Raw genomic sequence first — 20,176 nt, 5'->3', positions numbered from 1 at the left:
ATAAGATTGCCTTTCTCATAGAGCAATTCCGCGGCGAAGAAAATCGCTTCTGCTGTGCCAAAGCGAGGCAATCTGACACAAGTAGCGCCCAGTTGCGCCGCAAATGGCATTATGCCGGGTCTTCGGGAGAATTTCATCGCGGAAGGTTTTGTTTCCGGTGTAAGCTGGCGGTGCTGATTTTTATCGGGTTGGGCGCGGATTGGCAGCGATTGCTATAAAACCTTCAAGAGACTTGACTAATGTGGCCTGTGATTCCGCATTTGACGGGACTATTCTAATCGGAGAATGACAATGAACGATCAGTCACCCGCCATAACGAATGCAGTCGAAGCCATCGGTCTGCCGGATCTGCACACCAGTGTCGACCGTTTCGTCAATCGCGAGTTCTCCTGGCTGCAGTTCAACCGCCGCGTACTGGAAGAAGCCCACAACGTGCACCAGCCGCTGCTGGAGCGCTTGCGCTTCCTGTCCATCTCCGCCGCCAATCTCGACGAATTCTTCATGGTGCGCATTGCCGGTCTTGCCGGGCAGGTGCGTGCCGGGGTCGCCAATCGCAGCCCGGACGGGCGCACGCCGCAGGAGCAGCTGGAATTCGTGCTCGATGAAGTCGGCAAACTGCAGGCCGCACAGCAATTGCGCCTGAACGAACTGCGCGTCGAGATGCTGGCGGAAAACATCGAGATCGTTCGTCCGGACAAGCTGACCAAAAGCGAGCGTCTCTGGCTCGAGGATCACTTCCTTGAAACCATCTATCCCGTCCTGACCCCGCTTTCCATCGATCCGGCGCATCCGTTCCCGTTCATTCCCAATCTTGGTTTCACCATCGCCATGCTCCTGAGCCGCAGCATCGACAACCGCCCGATGACGGCGCTGTTGCGCCTGCCGCAGGCGTTGAAACGTTTCATCCAGATTCCCGACGATGCCGGGCGTTTCCGCTTCCTGACGCTTGAGGATGCCATCAGCCTGTTCACCGGGCGGCTGTTCCCCGGCTATGAGGTGAAGGGCGCCGGTACATTCCGCATCATCCGCGACAGCGATATCGAGGTGGAGGAAGAAGCGGAAGATCTGGTGCGCCTGTTCGAAAGCGCGCTGAAGCGGCGCCGCCGCGGCCAGGTGATCCGCATCGAGTTCGATGACGAAATGCCGGAATCGCTGCGTGCTTTCGTGGCGACGGAACTTGGTGTTCCCGACAACCGCATCAGTGTGCTGGAAGGCCTTCTGGCGCTCAACACCATCTCCGAAATCGTCGGCATTCCGCGCGCCGACCTGAAATTCGTGCCCTACAACCCGCGCTTCCCCGAGCGGGTGCGTGAGCATGGCGGCGATTGCTTTGCCGCGATCCGCGAAAAGGACATCGTGGTGCACCACCCCTACGAATCCTTCGACGTCGTCGTGCAGTTCCTGCGCCAGGCGGCGGCGGACCCCGAAGTGGTTGCCATCAAGCAGACGCTCTACCGCACCTCCAATGACAGCCCCATCGTGCGTGCGCTCATCGATGCGGCCGATGCCGGCAAGTCGGTGACGGCGCTGGTCGAACTCAAGGCGCGCTTCGACGAAGAAGCCAATATCCGCTGGGCGCGCGATCTGGAACGCGCCGGCGTTCAGGTCGTCTTCGGCTTCATCGAGTTGAAAACCCATGCAAAAATGTCGCTGGTCGTGCGCCGCGAGGAGCAGAAGCTGCGCAGCTATGTGCATCTCGGCACGGGCAATTACCACCCGATCACCGCCAAGATTTATACGGATCTGTCGTTCTTCACGTGCGAGCCGTCGATCGGCCGCGACGTTGCCCAGATCTTCAATTTCATCACCGGCTATACCCAGCCATCGGGCGAGATGGGCATCGCCGTGTCGCCGACCACCCTGCGCCCGCGCATTCTCCAGCACATCGCTGAGGAAATCGAGCACGCCAAGGCCGGCCGTCCGGCGGCAATCTGGATGAAGATGAATTCGCTGGTCGATCCGCAGATCATCGATGCGCTCTACAATGCCAGCACGCATGGCGTCGACATCGACCTTATCGTGCGCGGCATTTGCTGCCTGCGTCCGCAGGTTCCGGGCCTGTCCGACACGATCCGGGCGAAATCCATCGTCGGCCGCTTCCTCGAGCACAGCCGCATCTTCTGCTTCGGCAACGGTGCGGGACTGCCGTCGGAAAAGGCGCTCGTCTATATCGGTTCAGCCGATATGATGACCCGCAACCTCGACCGCCGTGTCGAAACGCTGGTTCCGATCACCAATCCAACTGTGCATCAACAGCTTCTTTCACAGATTATGCTGGCAAACCTTCTCGACAACCAGCAGAGTTACGAGTTACTAGCAGACGGTACATCGCGCCGGATTGTTCCGGCGGATGGAGAAGATGCTTTTAACGCGCAGGAATATTTCATGACAAATCCCAGCCTGTCCGGCCGCGGCAAGTCGCTGAAGTCTTCAGCACCACGCTTGATCGCTCACCGCAAGCGATCCAAAGCAGCGAAAAACAAGACTGCATGATATCCGCAGCGCAGGGGCGTGTGCAAGGACGCCATCCGGCCGGTGTCATCGACATCGGCTCGAACTCTGTACGTCTGGTCGTCTATGAGGGGGTTACCCGTTCGCCGACCGTCCTTTTCAACGAAAAGATTCTCTGCGGCCTTGGCAAAGGCCTGGTAAAAACCGGCAAGCTGAATGAAAAGGCCGTGCAAAGCGCCCTGCGGGCGCTGCGCCGGTTCCGCGCCCTCGCCGATCAGGCGGGCGCCCGCTCGCTGGATGTGCTGGCGACGGCGGCAGCGCGCGAAGCCGAAAACGGTCCCGATTTCATCGCCCAGGCCGAAATCGTTCTGGGAGAACCGATCAAGGTTCTGTCCGGCCGGGAAGAGGCCTATTATTCCGCGCTGGGGATTATTTCCGGCTTTCACGATCCCGATGGCATTGCAGGCGATCTTGGCGGCGGCAGTCTTGAGCTGGTCGACGTCAAAGGCCGCATCATCGGCGACGGCATCACCCTGCCGCTGGGCGGCCTGCGTCTGCAGGATATGTCGAACGGCGATCTTTCCGCCGCGTCCGATATCGCCAAGAAGACGCTCGAATCGGCCAAGCTTTTGGCCAAGGGCAAGGGCCGCGCTTTCTACGCCGTGGGCGGCACCTGGCGAAACCTTGCCAAGCTGCATATGAGCGCCGAACACTATCCGCTGCACGTCATGCACCACTACGAAATACCCTTCGAGGAGGCACAGCGCTTCCTCAAGCGTGTCGCGGACGGCAATCTCGATAATATGCGCGGGATCGAGGACGTCTCGAAGAACCGCCGTGCGCTCTTGTCCTATGGTGCCATCGCCCTGCTTGAAACCATCCGCAAGATGCGTCCGTCAAAGGTTGTCTTTTCGGCCCTGGGCGTGCGGGAAGGATTTCTGTTTTCGCTGCTGTCGGAATCCGAACAGCTGGAAGATCCGCTGATTGCCGCCGCCGATGAACTGGCCGTGCTGCGCGCCCGCTCGCCGGCCTATGCGCGCGAACTGGCGGATTGGAGCGGCGACGCCTTTGCCGCGCTCGGTTATGACGAGACGCAGGACGAGAAGCGCTATCGCCGCGCGGCCTGCCTGATCGCCGACATCAGCTGGCGTGCCCACCCCGATTATCGCGGTTCGCAGGCGCTGAACATGATCTCCAATGCGGCTTTTGTCGGCATTGATCATCCGGGGCGAGCCTATATCGCGCTTGCCAATTTCTTCCGCCACGAAGGCATTGCCAACAGCGCGGCCGACCCGGAGCTGGCAGCGCTGGCCACGCCGCGGCTTTTGGAATATTCGAAGATATTGGCGGCAATCATGCGGATCGTTTATCCCTTTTCCGCATCCATGGCCGGAGTGGTTCCTAACCTGTCGTGGAAACAGGCGCCCGACGGCCTCTATCTGGAGGTGGCGGCCAGGAATGCCGATCTCATCGGCGATGTCCCGGAAGGCCGCTTGCAGCAATTGGCGAAACTGACGGGCAAGGCGCTGAGAATAGCCATCGGCAAATAATTGCCGGTGTTCAGGCGGCGATAGCCGCTTTTCTGCGCGCGGGAAGGGTCATCGCCGCGACACCGGCAATCACGCAGATCAGGCCGATCCATGCGGTCGAACTCAGGCTTTCGCCGAGAAACAGCACGCCGATGCCGACGCCTATCGGCACGCGCAGATAGGCCTGGGATGTCGTGCCGACGGTGCCGAGCGTGTTGATCAGCCGGAAATAGATCACGAAGGCGAGGGCGGTGGAGAACACGGCAAGGCCAAGCAGTGCGAGCAAGGAGTGGGCCGAGGGCGCTAGCGTCCATGGCCGGTCGACCACGAGGCTGACCGGAATGAGGATGACGGCGCCGCAGAGCATCGAACCGGCGGCGGGCATCATCGGATCGAGATTTTTGAAACCCTTGCCGAAGATGGCCGCCGCCGCATAGGAGATCGTTGCGGCAACAATGGCAAGCTGCGCCACCAGCTCCTTGCCGATGCCGTTGAATGCCTCAAGCCCGATAATCAGGGAAATGCCGACGACACCGGCCGCCACGCCGAAGACTTTTCGCGTGGTCACGGCTTCGTGGCGGGTGATGAGGACAGTCAGCAGAAAAGCGAAGATCGGCGTTGTCGAATTGAGAATGGTGGCAAGACCGGCATTGACGGTCAATTCCGCCCAGGCGATCAGCGTGAAGGGGACGACGCTGTTGATGCAGGCCTGGATGAAAAAGCGTTTCCACATGGCTGGATCGCGCGGCAGCGCAAGGCCGCGCAGCCTGATGATGGCCAGCAGCAGTCCGCCGGCAATCAGCGTGCGGGCAGCGATGAAGGTGATGGGCGGGATTGTCTCCACCCCCACCCTGATGAAGGTGTAGGAAGCGCCCCACAGCGTGGCGAGAACGGCGAGAAGCGCCAGTTCCCTGACCAGAGACGGGGTTTGCACGGGGGTATCAGACATCATTGCCTCGCATCAGCATGGTTTCACTGGGCCGATGCTAGCCAGTTTTGGTGGACTGATACTTCGGCACAGGCCGAAGGATCAGTCCGTGCAGGGCACCGCCCGGATCCGCTTGTTCTCGAACTTCAGGCACAACTCGCCATTGATCAGCTGCAGCGCCTTTTCGCCAAAAACTTCGCGGCGCCAGCCCTGCAGGGCCGGAATATCGTCCGCATCGCCTTCGGCGGCAATCCGGTCGATCTCGTCTGACGTCGCGACAACCTTGGCGGCAACGCCATGCTCTTCCGTCACCAGGCGCAACAGCACTTTGAGAAGCTCGGCGGCAGCGCCGGCACCTTCCGGCGACTGCACGGATTTCGGCAGGCGCGGCATGTCTTCCTTCGGCATGTCCAGCGCGATATTGACAGCATTGAGCAGCCCCGTGGCGATGCTGGAGCGCTCCCAGCCCTTGGGGATGGTGCGCAGCCTACCCATCGCCTCCACATCACGCGGCTGCTGCTGGGCGATCTCGTAGATGGCGTCGTCCTTGAGGACACGGCCGCGCGGCACGTTGCGCTCGCGCGCTTCGCGTTCGCGCCAGGCGGCGACGCTGCGCAGCACGGCGAGCTCCTGCGGCTTGCGCAGGCGCATTTTCAGGCGCTTCCACGCATCGTCGGGATGCATGTCATAGGTCTCGCGCGCCGTCAGCACCTTCATCTCGTCGAGCACCCAGTCGGTGCGGCCTTCTTCCTCGAGTTTTGCCTTGAGGTAGAGATAGATGTCGCGCAGATGGGTGACATCGGCCAGCGCATAGTCGAGCTGCTTGTCGGAGAGCGGGCGGCGGCGCCAGTCGGTGAAGCGCGAGGATTTGTCGATCTGCGCGCCGTTCACTCGCTGCACCAGCTGATCATAGGCAATGGCATCGCCGAAGCCGCAGACCATCGCCGCCACCTGCGTGTCGAAGACCGGGTGGGGGATGAGATTGCCGAGATGGAAAATGATCTCGATATCCTGCCGGGCCGCATGGAACACCTTGACGATGGTCTCATCCGCCATCAGCCGGAAAAATGGCGCGAGATCGAGGCCCGGCGCGAGAGCATCGACAATGGCAGTATGATCAGGGGATGCGAGCTGGATAACGCAAAGCTCCGGCCAGAACGTGGTCTCCCGGATGAACTCCGTGTCGACTGTTACGAAATCGGATTGCGAAAGGGCGGCTACAGCCTGGTCAAGCTGATCTGTGGTTGTAATCATGGTCATGAAATTTCTATAGCGAATGGAAATGCATTTGTCTCGCCTGTCCGAGTTTCTTCGCTGCTTGTCGCGTCCATATGGTTGATAGGCCCACAAAACAGCCCTCCGGCAATTCGCAATCTTGACAAATCGCCGTCAAAATGCGCTTGTCCGCGCAAATTCCAAGATCATGGCCGGAGCTTTCTTCACGTCTTCCGGCAGCAAGCATCAAGCATCTCAGAGGCACATATCATGCACCGTTACCGCAGCCATACCTGCGCCGCCCTGCGGAAATCCGACGTTGGTTCGACCGTTCGTCTTTCCGGCTGGGTTCATCGCGTCCGCGATCATGGCGGCATTCTCTTCATCGACATCCGCGATCACTACGGTCTGACCCAGATCGTCGCCAGCCCCGACTCGCCTGCCTTCAAGCTGGCCGAGACGGTGCGCGGCGAATGGGTGATCCGCGTCGACGGCGAAGTGAAGGCCCGCACGGACGATACGGTCAATGCCAACATGCCGACGGGCGAGATCGAGGTGTTTGCCCGCGAGATCGAAATCCTGTCCGCCGCCAAGGAACTGCCGCTGCCGGTGTTCGGCGAGCTGGACTATCCGGAAGACATCCGTCTGAAGTACCGCTTCCTCGACCTGCGCCGCGACACGCTGCACAAGAACATCATGTCGCGCACCAAGATCATCGCCGCCATGCGCCGCCGCATGACCGAGATCGGCTTCACCGAATTCTCGACGCCGATCCTGACGGCATCCTCGCCGGAAGGCGCACGCGATTTTCTCGTGCCCAGCCGCATTCATCCCGGCAAGTTCTATGCGCTGCCGCAGGCGCCGCAGCAGTACAAGCAGCTGATCATGATGTCCGGTTTCGACCGTTACTTCCAGATCGCACCCTGCTTCCGCGACGAAGACCCGCGTGCCGACCGCCTGCCGGGTGAGTTCTACCAGCTCGACGTCGAAATGAGCTTTGTCGAGCAGGAAGACGTGCTGTCGACCATGGAGCCTGTGCTGCGCGGCGTGTTCGAGGAATTTGCCGAGGGCAAGCCGGTGACGCAGCAGTTCCCGCGCATTGCCTATGACGATGCCATGCGCAAATACGGTTCGGACAAGCCCGACCTGCGCAACCCGATCGAGATGCAGGCGGTCACCGAGCATTTCGCCGGTTCCGGCTTCAAGGTCTTCGCCAACATGATCGCCAATGATCCGAAGGTGGAAGTCTGGGCCATCCCGGCCAAGACAGGCGGCTCGCGCGCCTTCTGCGACCGCATGAACTCCTGGGCGCAGGGCGAGGGCCAGCCGGGCCTTGGCTATATCTTCTGGCGCAAGGAAGGTGAAGCGCTTGAGGGCGCGGGCCCGCTGGCCAAGAACATCGGACCGGAACGCACCGAGGCCCTGCGCGTACAGCTGGGTCTGGACGACGGCGATGCGGCGTTCTTCGTCGCGGGCGATCCCAAGAAGTTCGTCTCCTTCGCCGGTGCCGCACGTACCCGTGCGGGCGAGGAACTCAATCTCGTCGACCGCGACCAGTTCAAGCTTGCCTGGATTGTCGACTTCCCGTTCTTCGAATGGCTGGAAGACGAGAAGAAGATCGATTTCGCCCACAACCCGTTCTCGATGCCGCAGGGCGGCATCGACGCGCTGGAGCACCAGGACCCGCTGACGATCAAGGCGTTCCAGTACGATCTCGTCTGCAACGGCTTTGAGATTTCCTCGGGCGGTATCCGCAACCATCTGCCGGAAACCATGGTCAAGGCGTTCGAGGCGGTCGGTCATTCGCGGGAAACCGTGGAAGAGCGCTTTGGCGGCCTCTACCGCGCGTTCCAGTACGGCGCACCGCCGCATGGCGGCATGGCGGCCGGTATCGACCGCATCGTGATGCTGCTCGTGGGTGCCAAGAACCTGCGCGAGATCACCATGTTCCCGATGAACCAGCAGGCCTATGATCTCCTGATGAATGCGCCGTCGGACGTGTCGCCAGCGCAGCTGCGTGATCTCAACATCCGCCTCGCACCGATGAAGAAAGAGGATTAAAACTCTTTCCAACCGATTCAGGACAAACAAAAAAGCCCGGCATCTCGCCGGGCTTTTTCTTTGCCGTTCTTGTCGATTACTGGTTGGCGTTGACCGTCACGCCGAGCGTCTTGATCAGCGACTTCGGATCGGCCATGCCGCCGGCGGCAATGATCGCAAACGGGACGGGCTTGGCCGGGGCTGCCTTGATCTCGATATTCTTCGGGCTGTCGAGATAGGCGCTGACCGCTGTTCCCAGGGCCTGGGCAAATTCGGCATTGCCAAGCTGGGCTGCCATCATCGGCAGGATGGCCTTGCCCTGGTTGACCAGGTCGGTGCGCTTGGCGCCCTGCTGCTTGGCAGCGTAGTCGAGCGCCTTGTTGGTGAGCGAAGCATCGTCGAAGCGGATCGATGCGCCGGTGAAGCTCAACTGCTGCATCAGGCCGAGCATGGCCATGCCCTTGGCATCGTCAGGCTTGCCGTCGCCGCTCTTCACGGCCTCCTGAATGCCCTTGATGAAGTCGAGCGTGTAACCGGAAATGTCGAACTTCATCCCCAGCGTGCCGGCATTGTCAGCGGCAAAGGCGAACTTGTCGACGTTGAGACGGCCATCGGGGATATTCCACGAGCCGTTCATGTCGATCTTGCCCGAGAGCGTTTCATAGCCAAGTGCCTGGAGCGCGTCCTTTGTCTTCGGATCTTCCACGCCCGACAGGTCAGCCTTGAAGCTGGCGACATTGGACGTGAAGACAACCGGCGCCGACGCGGTGAATGGCGACACGGAAACGGTCAGGTTGTCGGCCGCAAAGACGTCCTTGCCCTTGCTGTTGACACCGATGTGCTTCACTTCGCCCTTTTGGTACTGCAGCATCTTTGCCAGCGGCTCGGTTGCGCCTTCCGCGGGCAGGGTGATGCCTTCAAGCTTGATGCCTTCGACGGCGACCTTACTGTCCGGTTCATCGGCGGGGCTGAACTTGATATCCGGTACGGTCGCCGATCCGATCTTGAAGCCGCCGCCTGAAACGTCGCTGACATCGCTCAATGTCACGTCACCGGCATTGAAGCTTTCCTTGGCGCCCGCTGCGGACAGCTTGGTGTCCTTGAGGATGACGGTCGAGCCGTTGGTTTCAACATTTGCATATTCAAGGGTGCCGCCCTGTTCGCCGTAAACGGCCTTCAAACGGGCCGCCACCGCGTTGCCGTCCACCGCATAGGCTGAACCGGCAAAGACAACGACAAGTGCAGTGGTCGCAGCCAAAAGGTGCAAGCCGGATTTCAGAGAGGTGGTTGGACGCATGGTGTGTTCCTTGTTTTGGTCAGTAAGCAGTTCTATCCCATGCCGCGCGGCAAAACTATGACAGTCTTTCCGGGCGAAATCGGGCCAATTCGGCGGTAGAAAGTCAGATTTGGCGGATGGAAGCAAGCCCCGCCCATTTTTTGCCGATCACGATAGGCAACAGGCTGTGATCTCAGCGAATCATTGCTTGCCCGTGAATCGGTGAGTTGATAACCCATTGACATGGGAAAAAGCCTGATTCCGCCAGACAATGGCGACGATAATATTGAACCGGTTGATCTGAAAGCCGCGCTGGAAGAACGCTATCTGGCCTACGCGCTTTCGACAATCATGAACCGTGCCTTGCCGGATGTGCGTGACGGGCTCAAACCCGTGCACCGCAGAATCATGCATGCCATGCGGTTGCTGCGGCTTTCGCCCGACCAGTCCTATGCCAAATGCGCCCGCATCGTCGGTGAGGTCATGGGCAAGTTCCACCCGCATGGCGACCAGTCGATCTATGATGCGCTGGTGCGCCTGTCGCAGGATTTCGCCGTGCGTTATCCGGTTGTCGACGGGCAGGGCAATTTCGGCAATATCGACGGCGATAACCCGGCGGCCATGCGCTATACCGAAGCGCGGATGACCGATGTCGCGATGCTGCTTCTCGAAGGCATCACCGAAGACGCCGTCGACTTCCGCCCGACCTATAATGAGGAAGACGAGGAGCCGATCGTTCTTCCCGGCGCTTTCCCGAACCTGCTCGCCAACGGTTCGTCGGGCATTGCTGTCGGTATGGCCACGTCGATCCCGCCGCACAACGCGTCGGAACTCTGTGCCGCTGCGCTGCACCTGATCAAGCACCCCGAGGCGACGGTCGAAGAGCTGATGTCGCTGGAGGATGATCCCGAGAATCCCGCCCGGACCAAGGTGCGCGGACCGGATTTCCCGACGGGCGGCGTGCTTGTCGAAAGTGCCGATGCCATTCTCGATGCCTACAAGACCGGACGCGGCGGTTTTCGCCTGCGCGCCCGCTGGCACGTGGAAGATCAGGGGCGCGGCACGTGGATCATCGTCATCACCGAAATTCCCTATCAGGTGCAGAAATCCCGGCTGATCGAAAAGATCGCCGAACTCCTGATCGCCAAGAAATTGCCGCTGCTGGATGACGTGCGCGATGAATCCACCGAGGATGTACGCGTCGTGCTCGAACCGAAGAGCCGCAGCGTCAATCCCGACATTCTGATGGAATCGCTGTTCAAGCTGTCCGAGCTTGAAACGCGCTTTCCCCTGAACATGAATGTTCTCTCGAACGGCAAGGTGCCCAACGTCCTGTCGCTGCGCGACGTGCTCCAGCAATGGCTTGAACACCGCAAGGATGTTCTCATCCGCCGTTCACGCCACCGGCTGGCCGAGATCGAGCGCCGCCTGGAAATTCTCGGCGGTTTCCTGATCGCCTATCTCAATCTGGACGAGGTGATCCGCATCATCCGTGAGGAGGATGAGCCCAAGCAGGAAATGATGGCCCGTTTCGGGCTCACGGATGTCCAGGCGGAAGCGGTCCTGAACATGCGGCTGCGGTCGCTGCGCAAGCTCGAGGAATTCGAGATCCGCAAGGAATTCGACGGGCTGACCACTGAAAAGGGTGAGATCGAGCAATTGCTGGGTTCCGATGCCAAGCAGTGGCAGACCATTTCCTGGCAGATTGCCGAAATGCAGAAGAAATATGCGGCCACGACACCGCTCGGCAAGCGCCGCACCACCTTTGCCGATGCGCCGCAGCATGACCTGACCGATATTCACCACGCCATGATCGAGAAGGAGCCGGTCACGGTCGTCGTCTCGGAAAAAGGCTGGCTGCGCGCCATGAAGGGACATCTGCCCGATTTCTCGTCGCTGACCTTCAAGGAGGGCGACAAGCTCAAGCTGGCATTCCATGCGGAAACGACGGACCGCATTCTGATCCTGACCACGGGCGGCAAGTTCTACACCATCGGCGCCAACAGCCTGCCCGGCGGGCGCGGCCATGGCGAGCCCATCCGCATCATCGTGGATATGGAGAACGATCAGGACATCGTCACGGCCTTCGTCCACAATCCCGGGCGCCAGCTGTTGCTGTCATCTCATGATGGCAACGGCTTCCTCGTGCCGGAGGCGGATGTCATGGCCAATACCCGCAAGGGCAGGCAGGTGATGAACGTCAAGGCGCCGGACGAGGCGCGCCATTGCGTTCCCGTCACCGGCGACAGCGTGGCAATCGTCGGCGAAAACCGTAAGATGCTGGTGTTCCCGCTGGCGGAAATTCCCGAACTCGGGCGCGGCAAGGGCGTACGCCTGCAGCGCTACAAGGATGGCGGCGTCTCCGATATCCGCGTCTTTGCCATGGAGCAGGGGCTCACATGGCAGGATGCGGCGGACAGGACGTTCACGCGCAGCCGGGAGGAACTGGCCGAATGGATCGGTCCGCGCGCTTCCGCCGGCCGCATGGTGCCGAAGGGTTTCCCGCGCTCGGGCAAGTTTTCCTGACACGCACAGTGACGACCGATTGAAAAAATAAACGAGAACGTTCATTCTCGTATTGACCGGTTTTGCGTTTCGCTTTAAATGAGAGTGAACATTCGCTCTTTTTTTGTGGTGCGCCGTGACCGACAGTATTCTGCCAAAACAAACGAAGCTTCTGACCGATGACAAATCGGACAGCGCCTGCGGTTGTTTTGTCACCAAACTGTTCGGCAAGCGGGCCCAGAACCGCGAAGTCCAGGAAGCGCGCATCCTTGAAGCGGCCACCAACTGCTTTGTCCGCGCGGGTTTTCGCGGCGCGTCCATGAACGACATCTGCTCCGAGGCAGGCATGAGCCCCGGTGCGCTTTACCGTTATTTCCCCTCGAAGGAATCCCTGATCGAAGCCATCGTCGCCGGCCATCGCAAGGCAAGCGCCGAAATCCTCGACCGCATGAGCGGGTATGGGAACATCATCGATGCGCTTGTGATGGTCGGTCTCGATCACGTTCGCCAGAAGTCGGCGAACGGCGTTGACGATGCCAGCGCACGGCTCTTTGCCGAGGTGCGGGCGGAGGCCATCCGCAACGAGGCCGTTGCCGCCCAATGCGAGCTTTATGAAGGGCAGATGCGCGAAAAGCTTCTGTCAGCCGTCAGCGCCGCCAAGGCCCGCGGCGAAATTGATCCCGTTGGTGACCTGGAACTGGTCGTGGCCAGTCTTGCCGCCATGGGCGAGGGGATCATCATGCGGAATTTTCCGGCACAGGGTGTACCTGTCGAAGCGCTGGAGCCGATGTTCCGCGCTCTTGCAGTCGGCATCCTGCGCCCAGTGCAAGCATAAAGAGTGCAAGCATAAATACTGACATACCGATCCAGCAAATACCTCTTTTGATCAGGTAATCCGATGCGCAACCGTCGCACTAAACTTCTGGCATCCGTCGTTCTGGCCCTCGGCCTCAGCTGCGCGCTTGTCCCTGCCGCCATGGCCGAGGATAAAACGGCCGTACAGGCGGTCAAGCCGCCCGTCATCAATGTCATTCCAGCCGCCGAAACCGAGATGGTTGCGTCCATCACGGTCACCGGCACCATCGTCCCGCGCCAGGAAGTTGCTGTGGGAACCGACGTGGCCGGGCTGATCGTGCTCGAACTTGGCGCCGATCAGGGTGACCGGGTGAAGGAGGGTGACATCATCGCCCGCCTCGACAAGTCATCCCTTGAAATCCAGCTGGCACAGATCGAGGCGCAGCGCGCCCAGGCCGAAGCGTCCATCGCCCAGTCGGAGGCGCAGATCGTCGATGCGCAGATCGCCGTCCGGCAGGCCCAGGAAGCGCTCGACCGTGCCCGTGCGCTATCGGCCAAGGGCATCACGTCCAAGGCCGATTTCGACAATGCCACCAATGCCTATGACAGCGCCAATGCCCGGCTCAACACATCCCGGCAGGCGCTGGTCGCCAGCCAGTCGCAGCTGCAATTGGTGGCCGCGCAGAAGCGCGATGTCCTGCTGCGCATTGAAAAAGCCGATGTCAAGGCGCCGACGACCGGTGTCGTCCTCAGCCGCAATGCACTGCTTGGCGGCATTGTATCGATGAATGCCGGGCCATTGTTCCGCATCGCCCGCGATGGCGAATTCGAGCTATCGGCCAATATACCGGAAGTGGATTTGCCGCGCCTCAAGCCCGACATGCCGGTGGCCGTGCGCGTGTCTGGCATGGAACAGCCGGTTGCCGGCCGGGTGCGCCTGATCTCGCCGGAGATCACCGCAAGCTCTCGCCTCGGTGCGGTAAAGATTTCACTGGAGCACAATGAAGCCATCCGGCCCGGCAATTTTGCCCGTGCGGTCATCGAATTGACCCGGCGCAACGGTGTCAGCGTTCCGCTCTCGGCCGTGGTCTATCGCGGCCCGACAGCCCTTGTGCAGGTGGTCAAGGATGGGGTGGTCGACACACGCAAGGTCAGCCTCGGCATCCGCAATGACCGCGCGGTGGAAGTGCTCGACGGCCTTGCCGATGGCGAAGATGTCGTCGCGCGGGCCGGAACGTTCGTCGCCAATGGCGACCGTGTGACGCCGGTGCGCATCAGCGCGGAAACGACGGGGGCAGTCCAATGAACTGGAACATTTCCGCCTGGTCGATCCGCAATCCCGTTCCATCGATCCTGCTGTTTGTCGTGCTCGTCGTTCTCGGCCTGATGAGTTTTTCCAAGCTGCCGATCACCCGCTTTCCCAATATCGATGTTCCCCTGATTTCCGTGGCGATCACCGATCCCGGCGTTGCGCCGAGCGAGCTGGAGACCCAGATCGCCAAGCGTGTCGAGGATTCGGTTGCCAACATCACAGGCGTGAAAAACGTTACCACCACGCTGACCGAGGGTATTTCGACGACGCTCGTCGAGTTCCGCCTCGAGGTGGATACGCAAAAGGCGCTCAACGATGTCAAGGATGCGGTCACCCGCATCCGCAGTGATCTGCCCGCCACGATCAAGGAGCCCATCGTCAGTTCCGTCGATGTCGAGGGGTCGGCAATCCTGACTTATGCAATTTCCGCGCCGGCAATGACCTCCGAGGAGCTGTCATGGTTCGTCGACGACAGGATTCTGCGCGATATCCAGGGCGTCAAGGGTGTCGGCCGCGTCGAACGCTATGGCGGTGTGACGCGGGAAATCCGCGTCTCTCTCGACCCGGACCGCCTGACGGCACTGGGCGTGACGGCGTTTGACGTCAACCGTGCCTTGAAATCGATGAATGCCGATCTGACCGGCGGGCGCGGCGATCTCGGTTCGACCCAGCAGACCATCCGTACCCTTGGCGCATCCCGCACCCTGGACGACCTGCGCAGCGTCGAAATCCCGCTGGCGGGCGGCCGCTCTGTCCGGCTGGATGCCATCGGCACGGTGACGGATTCGTTCCAGGAACCCAAATCCTTTGCCCGCGTCAACAACCAGACCGTGGTGTCCCTCGGCGTATTCCGCGCCAAGGGCGCCAGCGACGCGGATGTGTTCAAGCGGGTTCAGGACCGCATGGACCTGTTGAAACAGAAATACCCCGACGCCCGGTTCAGCATCATCGACAATGCGGTGAACTACACCTACGGCAATTATGAAGCCGCCATGAGCTCGCTGGTCGAAGGCGCAGTGCTGTCGATTGTCGTGGTCTTCCTGTTCCTGCGCAATATCCGCGCGACGCTGATCGCGGCCATTGCCCTGCCTCTGTCCGCCATCCCGACATTCTGGGCCATCGATATGCTCGGCTTCTCGCTGAACCTGATCAGCCTGCTCGGTATCACGCTGGTGACGGGTATTCTCGTCGATGACGCCATCGTGGAGATCGAGAACATCGTCCGGCACATGCGGTCGGGCAAATCGCCTTACCGCGCGTCGCTGGAGGCGGCCGACGAGATCGGGCTTGCGGTCATCGCCATTTCCGTAACGATCATTGCCGTGTTTGCGCCGGTCAGCTTCATGAGCGGCATTGCCGGGCAATATTTCAAGCAGTTCGGCCTGACGGTCGCCGTAGCGGTGTTCTTCTCGCTGCTGGTCGCCCGCCTGATCACACCGATGATGACCGCCTATCTCCTGCGTGACGGCAAGAACCTGCACCATGAGGAAAACACCGGTGGCTGGGTCGGCGCCTATACGCGCTTCCTCGGCGTGACCCTGCGCTATCGCTGGCTCACGCTGATCAGCGGCGTCCTGCTGTTCGCAACGGCCATCTGGGCCATGGGATTCCTGCCGTCCGGTTTTGTCCCGGCACAGGACGAAGCGCGCGTGGCGGTCAATCTTGAACTGACGCCGGGTTCGCGCATCGATGAAACCCGCCGCGTCACCGATGAAGCGGCGCTGCGGGTCCGGGAAATCCCGGAAGTGCAGCAGACCTATGTCGTCGGCGGGTCTTCACCAAAGGGCGAGGTGGATACGCGCCGTGCGACCATGATCGTCAAACTCAGCCACAAGAGCGAGCGCAGCCGGACCCAGAAACAGATCGAAGCCGATATTTTCGCCAAGCTTTCCGACGTGCCTGATCTGCGTGCCAATTTCGTCAATGACCGCGGCGACCGTGAATTTGCCATCGGCGTCATCGGTACGGATGGCCAGAAGGTGAGCGAGCAGGCGCGGTCCATCCAGAGCGGCATGACGGCAACCGGCAGCTTCCAGGCAGTATCCTCGAGCGCTGCGCTGGACCGCCCGGAAATCATCGTGACGCCGCGCATGGACAAGCTGGCCGAGCTCGGCCTGTCGACATCGGCCGTGTCCGATGCGCTGCGGGTGGCGACGCTTGGCGATCTCGATGCCAATCTGGCGAAATACACCGTGGGTGACCGGCAGATTCCGATCCGGGTTCAGCTGACCGAGGCGTCCCGCCGCGACCTGACTGTCCTGAACACGTTGACCGTGACCGCTCCATCCGGCGTCGTGGTGCCGCTGGCATCCATCGCGCAGGTCAGTTTCGGCCAGGGACCCTCATCGATTGAACGCTTCAACCGCGAACGGCGCGTCGTCGTCGGCGCCAACATGGCCGGCGGCAAGGAGCTTGGCGAAGGGCTTTCCATCGTCAAGGGACTGCCGCAGGTCACGGCGATGCCGGAGGGCGTGCGCATTCAGGAAACCGGCGACGCCGAAGTCATGGGCGAAGTGTTCGCCGGTTTCCGCAATGCGATGATCATGGGCCTGATGCTGGTGTTCGTGGTGCTGATCCTGCTTTTTGGCAGTATCTTCCATGCCTTCACCATCCTGATGTCGCTGCCATTGTCGATTGCCGGTGTGGCCGCCGCCCTGCTTCTCACCAACAATTCCGTATCCATGGCCGTGGTCATCGGTATTCTCATGCTGATGGGCATTGTCACCAAGAACGCCATCATGCTCGTCGATTTTGCCATTGAAGAAGTCAAGCACGGCATTCCGCGCAATGAGGCCATCATCGATGCGGGCCGCAAGCGCATTCGTCCCATTGTCATGACGACGATTGCCATGTCCGCAGGCATGGTGCCGGCGGCGATGGCCTTCGGCGATGGCGGCGAGTTCCGGGCGCCCATGGCCATCGCGGTGATCGGCGGCCTGCTGATCTCGACCGTCCTGTCGCTGGTGTTCGTGCCGTCCTTCTACACGATCATGGACGATCTCAGCCGCTGGATGGCGCGTGCGTTCCATTGGGGCTTCCGTCCGAACACGCCTGATGAAACCGAAGCGGCCGCACGCCCCGGCGTGCGCACCGTGCCTGCCTATCCCAGGCCCGGCTACGCCAGCGAGGCGGCCGAATAGGGTTCAGATCGGGTGGCGGAATGCCGCCATCCGCGAGCGCTTGCGGGCGCTGTGCATCTGCCAGATCGAATGGCTGACCAGCGTGGTGATGATGATGATGCCGCCGAGCAGGGTGGGGTCGCTCGGACGTTCGGCAAAGACCAGCCAGACCCAGATCGGCGCGAGAACCGTCTCCAGGAGATAGAACATCGCCACTTCGGGCCCGGACAGGAAGCGCGGGCCGGTCGCTAGGCAGGCAAAGGCGATTGTCGTTACCACCGCACCGTTAAAAATGATCCAGCCGGGCGCCGCGACGGAAAAGCCGTGCTGTGAAACCATGAAAATCGCCACGGTCATCGGCAGGACGGTGCCGATAATGGCGGCAAAGCCCATATCCTTCTTCGAGGCGCGGGTCACCGTGATGGCGGAGGCCAGGAAGAATGTCGACATGAGGGCGATGATATTGCCGAACAGGTGCCCCGATGACAGGCCCTCGCGCACAATGATCCCGACGCCGATCAGCATGAAGAACATGGCGACGAAGGTTGCGGTTTTCGGACGCTCCTTCAGGAAAATCCAGGAGAGCAGGGCGGCAAACACCGTGTTGAACGCCAGGATGAAGACAAGGTTGGCGGTCGAGGTGTTGTAGACGGCGATCATGAAGAAGATCGAACCCAGGCCGTAAAGCCCGGCCACGGCAAAGCCGATCCGTCCCGGCAAGATGGTTTTGACCCGGCCGGTCGCCATGCTCCACACCGCCCAGATGATCAGGGCGCAGATGAAGGTCGTGCCGCTGCGCAAAAGCAGCGTCGACCAGGTTTCCCCCTGGCCGAGGCGCAGCAGCGGGATATCGACGGAGAGTATCAGCCCGCCTATGCCCGTGATGAGCAGGCCCTTGCGGTGATCGAGATGCGGCTCAGACATTTCCTCTGACTTTCCAAGTCTTTTTCTTGTTTTAAGGCCCGAGCATTAGCCGCAAGCGCTGGCTTATTCTAGGGCCGGGATTCATTAATCTGTTTCGAAGGAAACGGGTAAGCGGTGCTGGAACCAATCGGTCACCCCCCCTCTGTCCTGCCGGACATCTCCCCCCTTGTGGGGGAGATGGGCGGCAGCCCAGAGGGGGTGAATTGCAATAAGATGTGCTGCAACCCCGCTCAATCGCGGCGTTCCCAGCCCTTCGGTCCCAGATGTTCCTGGGGCTTGTAGCGGATCTTGTACTGCATCTTGCGCGAGCCCTCGACCCAGTAGCCGAGATAGACATGCGGCAGACCGGCGGCTGCGGCGCGCTGGATGTGATCGAGGATCATGAAGGTGCCGAGCGAACGGTCGGCATAATCGGGATTGAAGAAGGAATAGACCATCGACAATCCGTCGCCCATGATATCGGTGAGCGCCACGGCGATCAGCTCGCCTTCGCCCTTCTTGGTGATGAAGGAATCCGGCCCGCGGCGGCGGTATTCGATGATCTGGGTGGGGACGTGGGTGTCTTCGACCATCATCGCATAGTCGAGCACCGTCATTTCCGACATGCCGCCCTTGTTGTGCCGCGCATCGAGATAGCGCCGGAACAGGGCGTATTGTTCGGTCGAAGGTTCCGCCTGGTGGATATTGCCGATCAGGTCCCGGTTGTGGTTCCAGACCCGGCGCATGGATTTGTCCTGCTTGAATTCCCCGGCCAGAATCCGCACGGAAACGCAAGCCCGGCAATTCTCGCAGGCCGGCCGGTAGGCAATGTTCTGGGAACGGCGGAAACCGCCCTGGGTCAGGAGATCATTCAGCTCGGCGGCGCGCCCGCCGACGAGATGCGTAAAAACCTTGCGCTCCAATTGCCCTTCCAGATAGGGACAGGGCGAGGGTGCTGTCAGGAAGAACTGCGGTGATTGCTGCGGTTGATGCGTCATTCGTTATCCTGGAACAGTCTGCAACCCCTATAGAATCGTAAGACCCCCGAAAACGTCAATTCAATTATATTGCATTCAGATGTGAATGTCGCGGGGGCAAGTTGCAAACGGTCCGGCGAGGACAAAGGTGCCAGGCAAAATGTCAGCCGTGATCGTCATTCAGATTGTAGCAGGGCTGGCCATTCCACGAATGGCTCGGCGTGTCCGCCTTGCCGTCGACCGTGCGGCCCCAGCGGCCGGCAAAGGAACGGTAGTCGTTGGAAAAGCGCACGGTCAAAAGTCCGGAACCATATTTGTCGACCCAGACCATCGTGCGTTCGGTGCCTTTGGCCACATCGCTTTCGGTCAGAGTCCCCATGACGAGGCCATCACGCGCTTCGATCTGGTAAGTGCCTGATATGCGGCCGTCGCGATCCACGTTCAGGGCGGTGATGACGTCGCGGTAATCGCCGCTTGAAATCACCTCGCCGCAAAACCGTCCGGCCGGCGATGCCGCGATGCCGTGGCCAAGACCGGAACCATAGAATAGGAATGCCATTGCGGCGAGGGCAGCAAGCCTGCGATGTGTCATGGATGTGGCCGGTAAGGAAAGAGGGCTCCCATGGGAGCCCTCCGGATTAATGATAGGCGCGTACGACAACCGTACCGAGAAGAAGGTCGTGGACCGTGCGTTTGCGGTCCAGGACGAACGTTGCGAGCAGGATGAGCGGTGTCAGCACCACGTTCAAACCCCAGAACAGCACCGTATGGACGATCGCCAGCAGGCCATCGACCTTCTGGCCGTCAAGACGCTCGAGTCTGAGGCCCATCATCTGCATGCCCTTGGTTGCCTGGCGCGGTCCGCCGAGTGTTGTCGCCACATAGGCGAGCGCCACGGCCGGGAACATGATGCCGTACAGCATCCATCCGAGGCCAAGCGTTGCAACACCCAGAATGGCGATGATGATCGCAACCGGGATGCACAGGAAAAACACGATGACATAATCCATCAGGAACGCGAAAATGCGGCTGGACCGCACGCCCTGGTACATCCGCCAGTCATCCAGGCGGTTGGTGATTATTTCGCCGTCAAGCGCGCTCGTATTCATTTTGTTTCCCGTTTCAA

At 60.7% G+C, this 20,176-nt stretch carries 14 protein-coding genes; 7 read left to right on the top strand and 7 right to left on the bottom strand.

Annotated elements, in window-relative coordinates:
• The first annotated feature begins 291 nt into the window (after positions 1-291).
• Both ACTJJ7_RS19755 and ppx read left to right on the top strand, forming a co-directional pair.
• Positions 292-2,493: an RNA degradosome polyphosphate kinase gene (locus ACTJJ7_RS19755; RefSeq protein WP_105735647.1), complete on the top strand. Its 2,202-nt coding sequence runs from the start codon at positions 292-294 to the stop codon at positions 2,491-2,493.
• On the top strand, positions 2,490-4,001 hold the full coding sequence (gene ppx, locus ACTJJ7_RS19750) for an exopolyphosphatase (protein ID WP_440968561.1): 1,512 nt from the start codon (positions 2,490-2,492) through the stop codon (positions 3,999-4,001). The genes ACTJJ7_RS19755 and ppx overlap by 4 nt, the downstream gene beginning before the upstream one ends.
• Before the next feature lie 10 nt (positions 4,002-4,011).
• Here ppx and ACTJJ7_RS19745 read toward each other — a convergent pair whose 3' ends face one another.
• Positions 4,012-4,932 (bottom strand): DMT family transporter, encoded by a 921-nt coding sequence (locus ACTJJ7_RS19745; RefSeq protein ID WP_440968560.1) that lies wholly within the window; start codon positions 4,930-4,932, stop codon positions 4,012-4,014.
• Between the two features lie 78 nt (positions 4,933-5,010).
• Positions 5,011-6,168: a ribonuclease D gene (gene rnd, locus ACTJJ7_RS19740; protein WP_105735641.1), complete on the bottom strand. Its 1,158-nt coding sequence runs from the start codon at positions 6,166-6,168 to the stop codon at positions 5,011-5,013.
• Between the two features lie 225 nt (positions 6,169-6,393).
• Here rnd and aspS point away from each other — a divergent pair, with 225 nt between their 5' ends.
• Positions 6,394-8,184, top strand: a complete 1,791-nt coding sequence (gene aspS / locus ACTJJ7_RS19735; protein ID WP_105735639.1) for an aspartate--tRNA ligase — start codon at positions 6,394-6,396, stop codon at positions 8,182-8,184.
• Positions 8,185-8,260: 76 nt separating this feature from the next.
• Here aspS and ACTJJ7_RS19730 read toward each other — a convergent pair whose 3' ends face one another.
• Entirely contained in the window at positions 8,261-9,460 is a 1,200-nt protein-coding gene (locus ACTJJ7_RS19730) for a hypothetical protein (RefSeq protein WP_105735637.1), read from the bottom strand.
• Positions 9,461-9,682: 222 nt separating this feature from the next.
• Here ACTJJ7_RS19730 and parC point away from each other — a divergent pair, with 222 nt between their 5' ends.
• The 4 genes from parC to ACTJJ7_RS19710 all read left to right on the top strand — a co-directional run bounded on the left by parC (position 9,683) and on the right by ACTJJ7_RS19710 (position 17,191).
• On the top strand, positions 9,683-11,965 hold the full coding sequence (gene parC / locus ACTJJ7_RS19725; RefSeq protein ID WP_440968559.1) for a DNA topoisomerase IV subunit A: 2,283 nt from the start codon (positions 9,683-9,685) through the stop codon (positions 11,963-11,965).
• 115 nt (positions 11,966-12,080) lie between these two features.
• Complete coding sequence (locus ACTJJ7_RS19720; protein WP_165401801.1) at positions 12,081-12,779, top strand: TetR/AcrR family transcriptional regulator; 699 nt, start codon at positions 12,081-12,083, stop codon at positions 12,777-12,779.
• Between the two features lie 63 nt (positions 12,780-12,842).
• The gene (locus tag ACTJJ7_RS19715) at positions 12,843-14,045 is read left to right on the top strand and encodes an efflux RND transporter periplasmic adaptor subunit (protein ID WP_440968558.1); all 1,203 of its coding nucleotides are present in this window, start codon (positions 12,843-12,845) and stop codon (positions 14,043-14,045) included.
• Complete coding sequence (locus ACTJJ7_RS19710; protein ID WP_440968557.1) at positions 14,042-17,191, top strand: efflux RND transporter permease subunit; 3,150 nt, start codon at positions 14,042-14,044, stop codon at positions 17,189-17,191. Before ACTJJ7_RS19715 ends, ACTJJ7_RS19710 begins: the two co-directional genes overlap by 4 nt.
• A gap of 3 nt (positions 17,192-17,194) precedes the next feature.
• Here ACTJJ7_RS19710 and ACTJJ7_RS19705 read toward each other — a convergent pair whose 3' ends face one another.
• The 4 genes from ACTJJ7_RS19705 to ACTJJ7_RS19690 all read right to left on the bottom strand — a co-directional run bounded on the left by ACTJJ7_RS19705 (position 17,195) and on the right by ACTJJ7_RS19690 (position 20,102).
• Entirely contained in the window at positions 17,195-18,094 is a 900-nt protein-coding gene (locus tag ACTJJ7_RS19705) for a DMT family transporter (RefSeq protein WP_130269127.1), read from the bottom strand.
• 230 nt (positions 18,095-18,324) lie between these two features.
• A complete protein-coding gene (locus tag ACTJJ7_RS19700) occupies positions 18,325-19,071 on the bottom strand; it encodes an arginyltransferase (RefSeq protein ID WP_105735625.1) in 747 nt (248 codons plus the stop codon).
• A gap of 142 nt (positions 19,072-19,213) precedes the next feature.
• Positions 19,214-19,642, bottom strand: a complete 429-nt coding sequence (locus ACTJJ7_RS19695) for a hypothetical protein (RefSeq protein ID WP_130269128.1) — start codon at positions 19,640-19,642, stop codon at positions 19,214-19,216.
• 46 nt (positions 19,643-19,688) lie between these two features.
• A complete protein-coding gene (locus tag ACTJJ7_RS19690; RefSeq protein WP_425374698.1) occupies positions 19,689-20,102 on the bottom strand; it encodes an RDD family protein in 414 nt (137 codons plus the stop codon).
• Positions 20,103-20,176 lie beyond the last annotated feature (74 nt).

It is taken from the genome of Phyllobacterium sp. 22229 (assembly GCF_052056495.1).
Classification (GTDB): Bacteria; Pseudomonadota; Alphaproteobacteria; order Rhizobiales; family Rhizobiaceae; genus Phyllobacterium; species Phyllobacterium myrsinacearum.
Note: the sequence above shows the minus strand (reverse complement) of the source record. Positions and strands in the feature narration are given on the sequence as shown.

Coding starts and splice junctions, on each gene's coding strand:
- ACTJJ7_RS19705 (WP_130269127.1), bottom strand. CDS start 18,094: ATGTCTGAGCCGCATCTCGATCACCGCAAGGGCCTGCTCATCACGGGC.
- ACTJJ7_RS19690 (WP_425374698.1), bottom strand. CDS start 20,102: ATGTACCAGGGCGTGCGGTCCAGCCGCATTTTCGCGTTCCTGATGGAT.
- ACTJJ7_RS19700 (WP_105735625.1), bottom strand. CDS start 19,071: ATGACGCATCAACCGCAGCAATCACCGCAGTTCTTCCTGACAGCACCC.
- ACTJJ7_RS19730 (WP_105735637.1), bottom strand. CDS start 9,460: ATGCGTCCAACCACCTCTCTGAAATCCGGCTTGCACCTTTTGGCTGCG.
- ACTJJ7_RS19755 (WP_105735647.1), top strand. CDS start 292: ATGAACGATCAGTCACCCGCCATAACGAATGCAGTCGAAGCCATCGGT.
- ACTJJ7_RS19745 (WP_440968560.1), bottom strand. CDS start 4,932: ATGATGTCTGATACCCCCGTGCAAACCCCGTCTCTGGTCAGGGAACTG.
- ACTJJ7_RS19695 (WP_130269128.1), bottom strand. CDS start 19,642: ATGACACATCGCAGGCTTGCTGCCCTCGCCGCAATGGCATTCCTATTC.
- parC (WP_440968559.1), top strand. CDS start 9,683: ATGGGAAAAAGCCTGATTCCGCCAGACAATGGCGACGATAATATTGAA.
- ACTJJ7_RS19715 (WP_440968558.1), top strand. CDS start 12,843: ATGCGCAACCGTCGCACTAAACTTCTGGCATCCGTCGTTCTGGCCCTC.
- aspS (WP_105735639.1), top strand. CDS start 6,394: ATGCACCGTTACCGCAGCCATACCTGCGCCGCCCTGCGGAAATCCGAC.
- ppx (WP_440968561.1), top strand. CDS start 2,490: ATGATATCCGCAGCGCAGGGGCGTGTGCAAGGACGCCATCCGGCCGGT.
- ACTJJ7_RS19710 (WP_440968557.1), top strand. CDS start 14,042: ATGAACTGGAACATTTCCGCCTGGTCGATCCGCAATCCCGTTCCATCG.
- rnd (WP_105735641.1), bottom strand. CDS start 6,168: ATGACCATGATTACAACCACAGATCAGCTTGACCAGGCTGTAGCCGCC.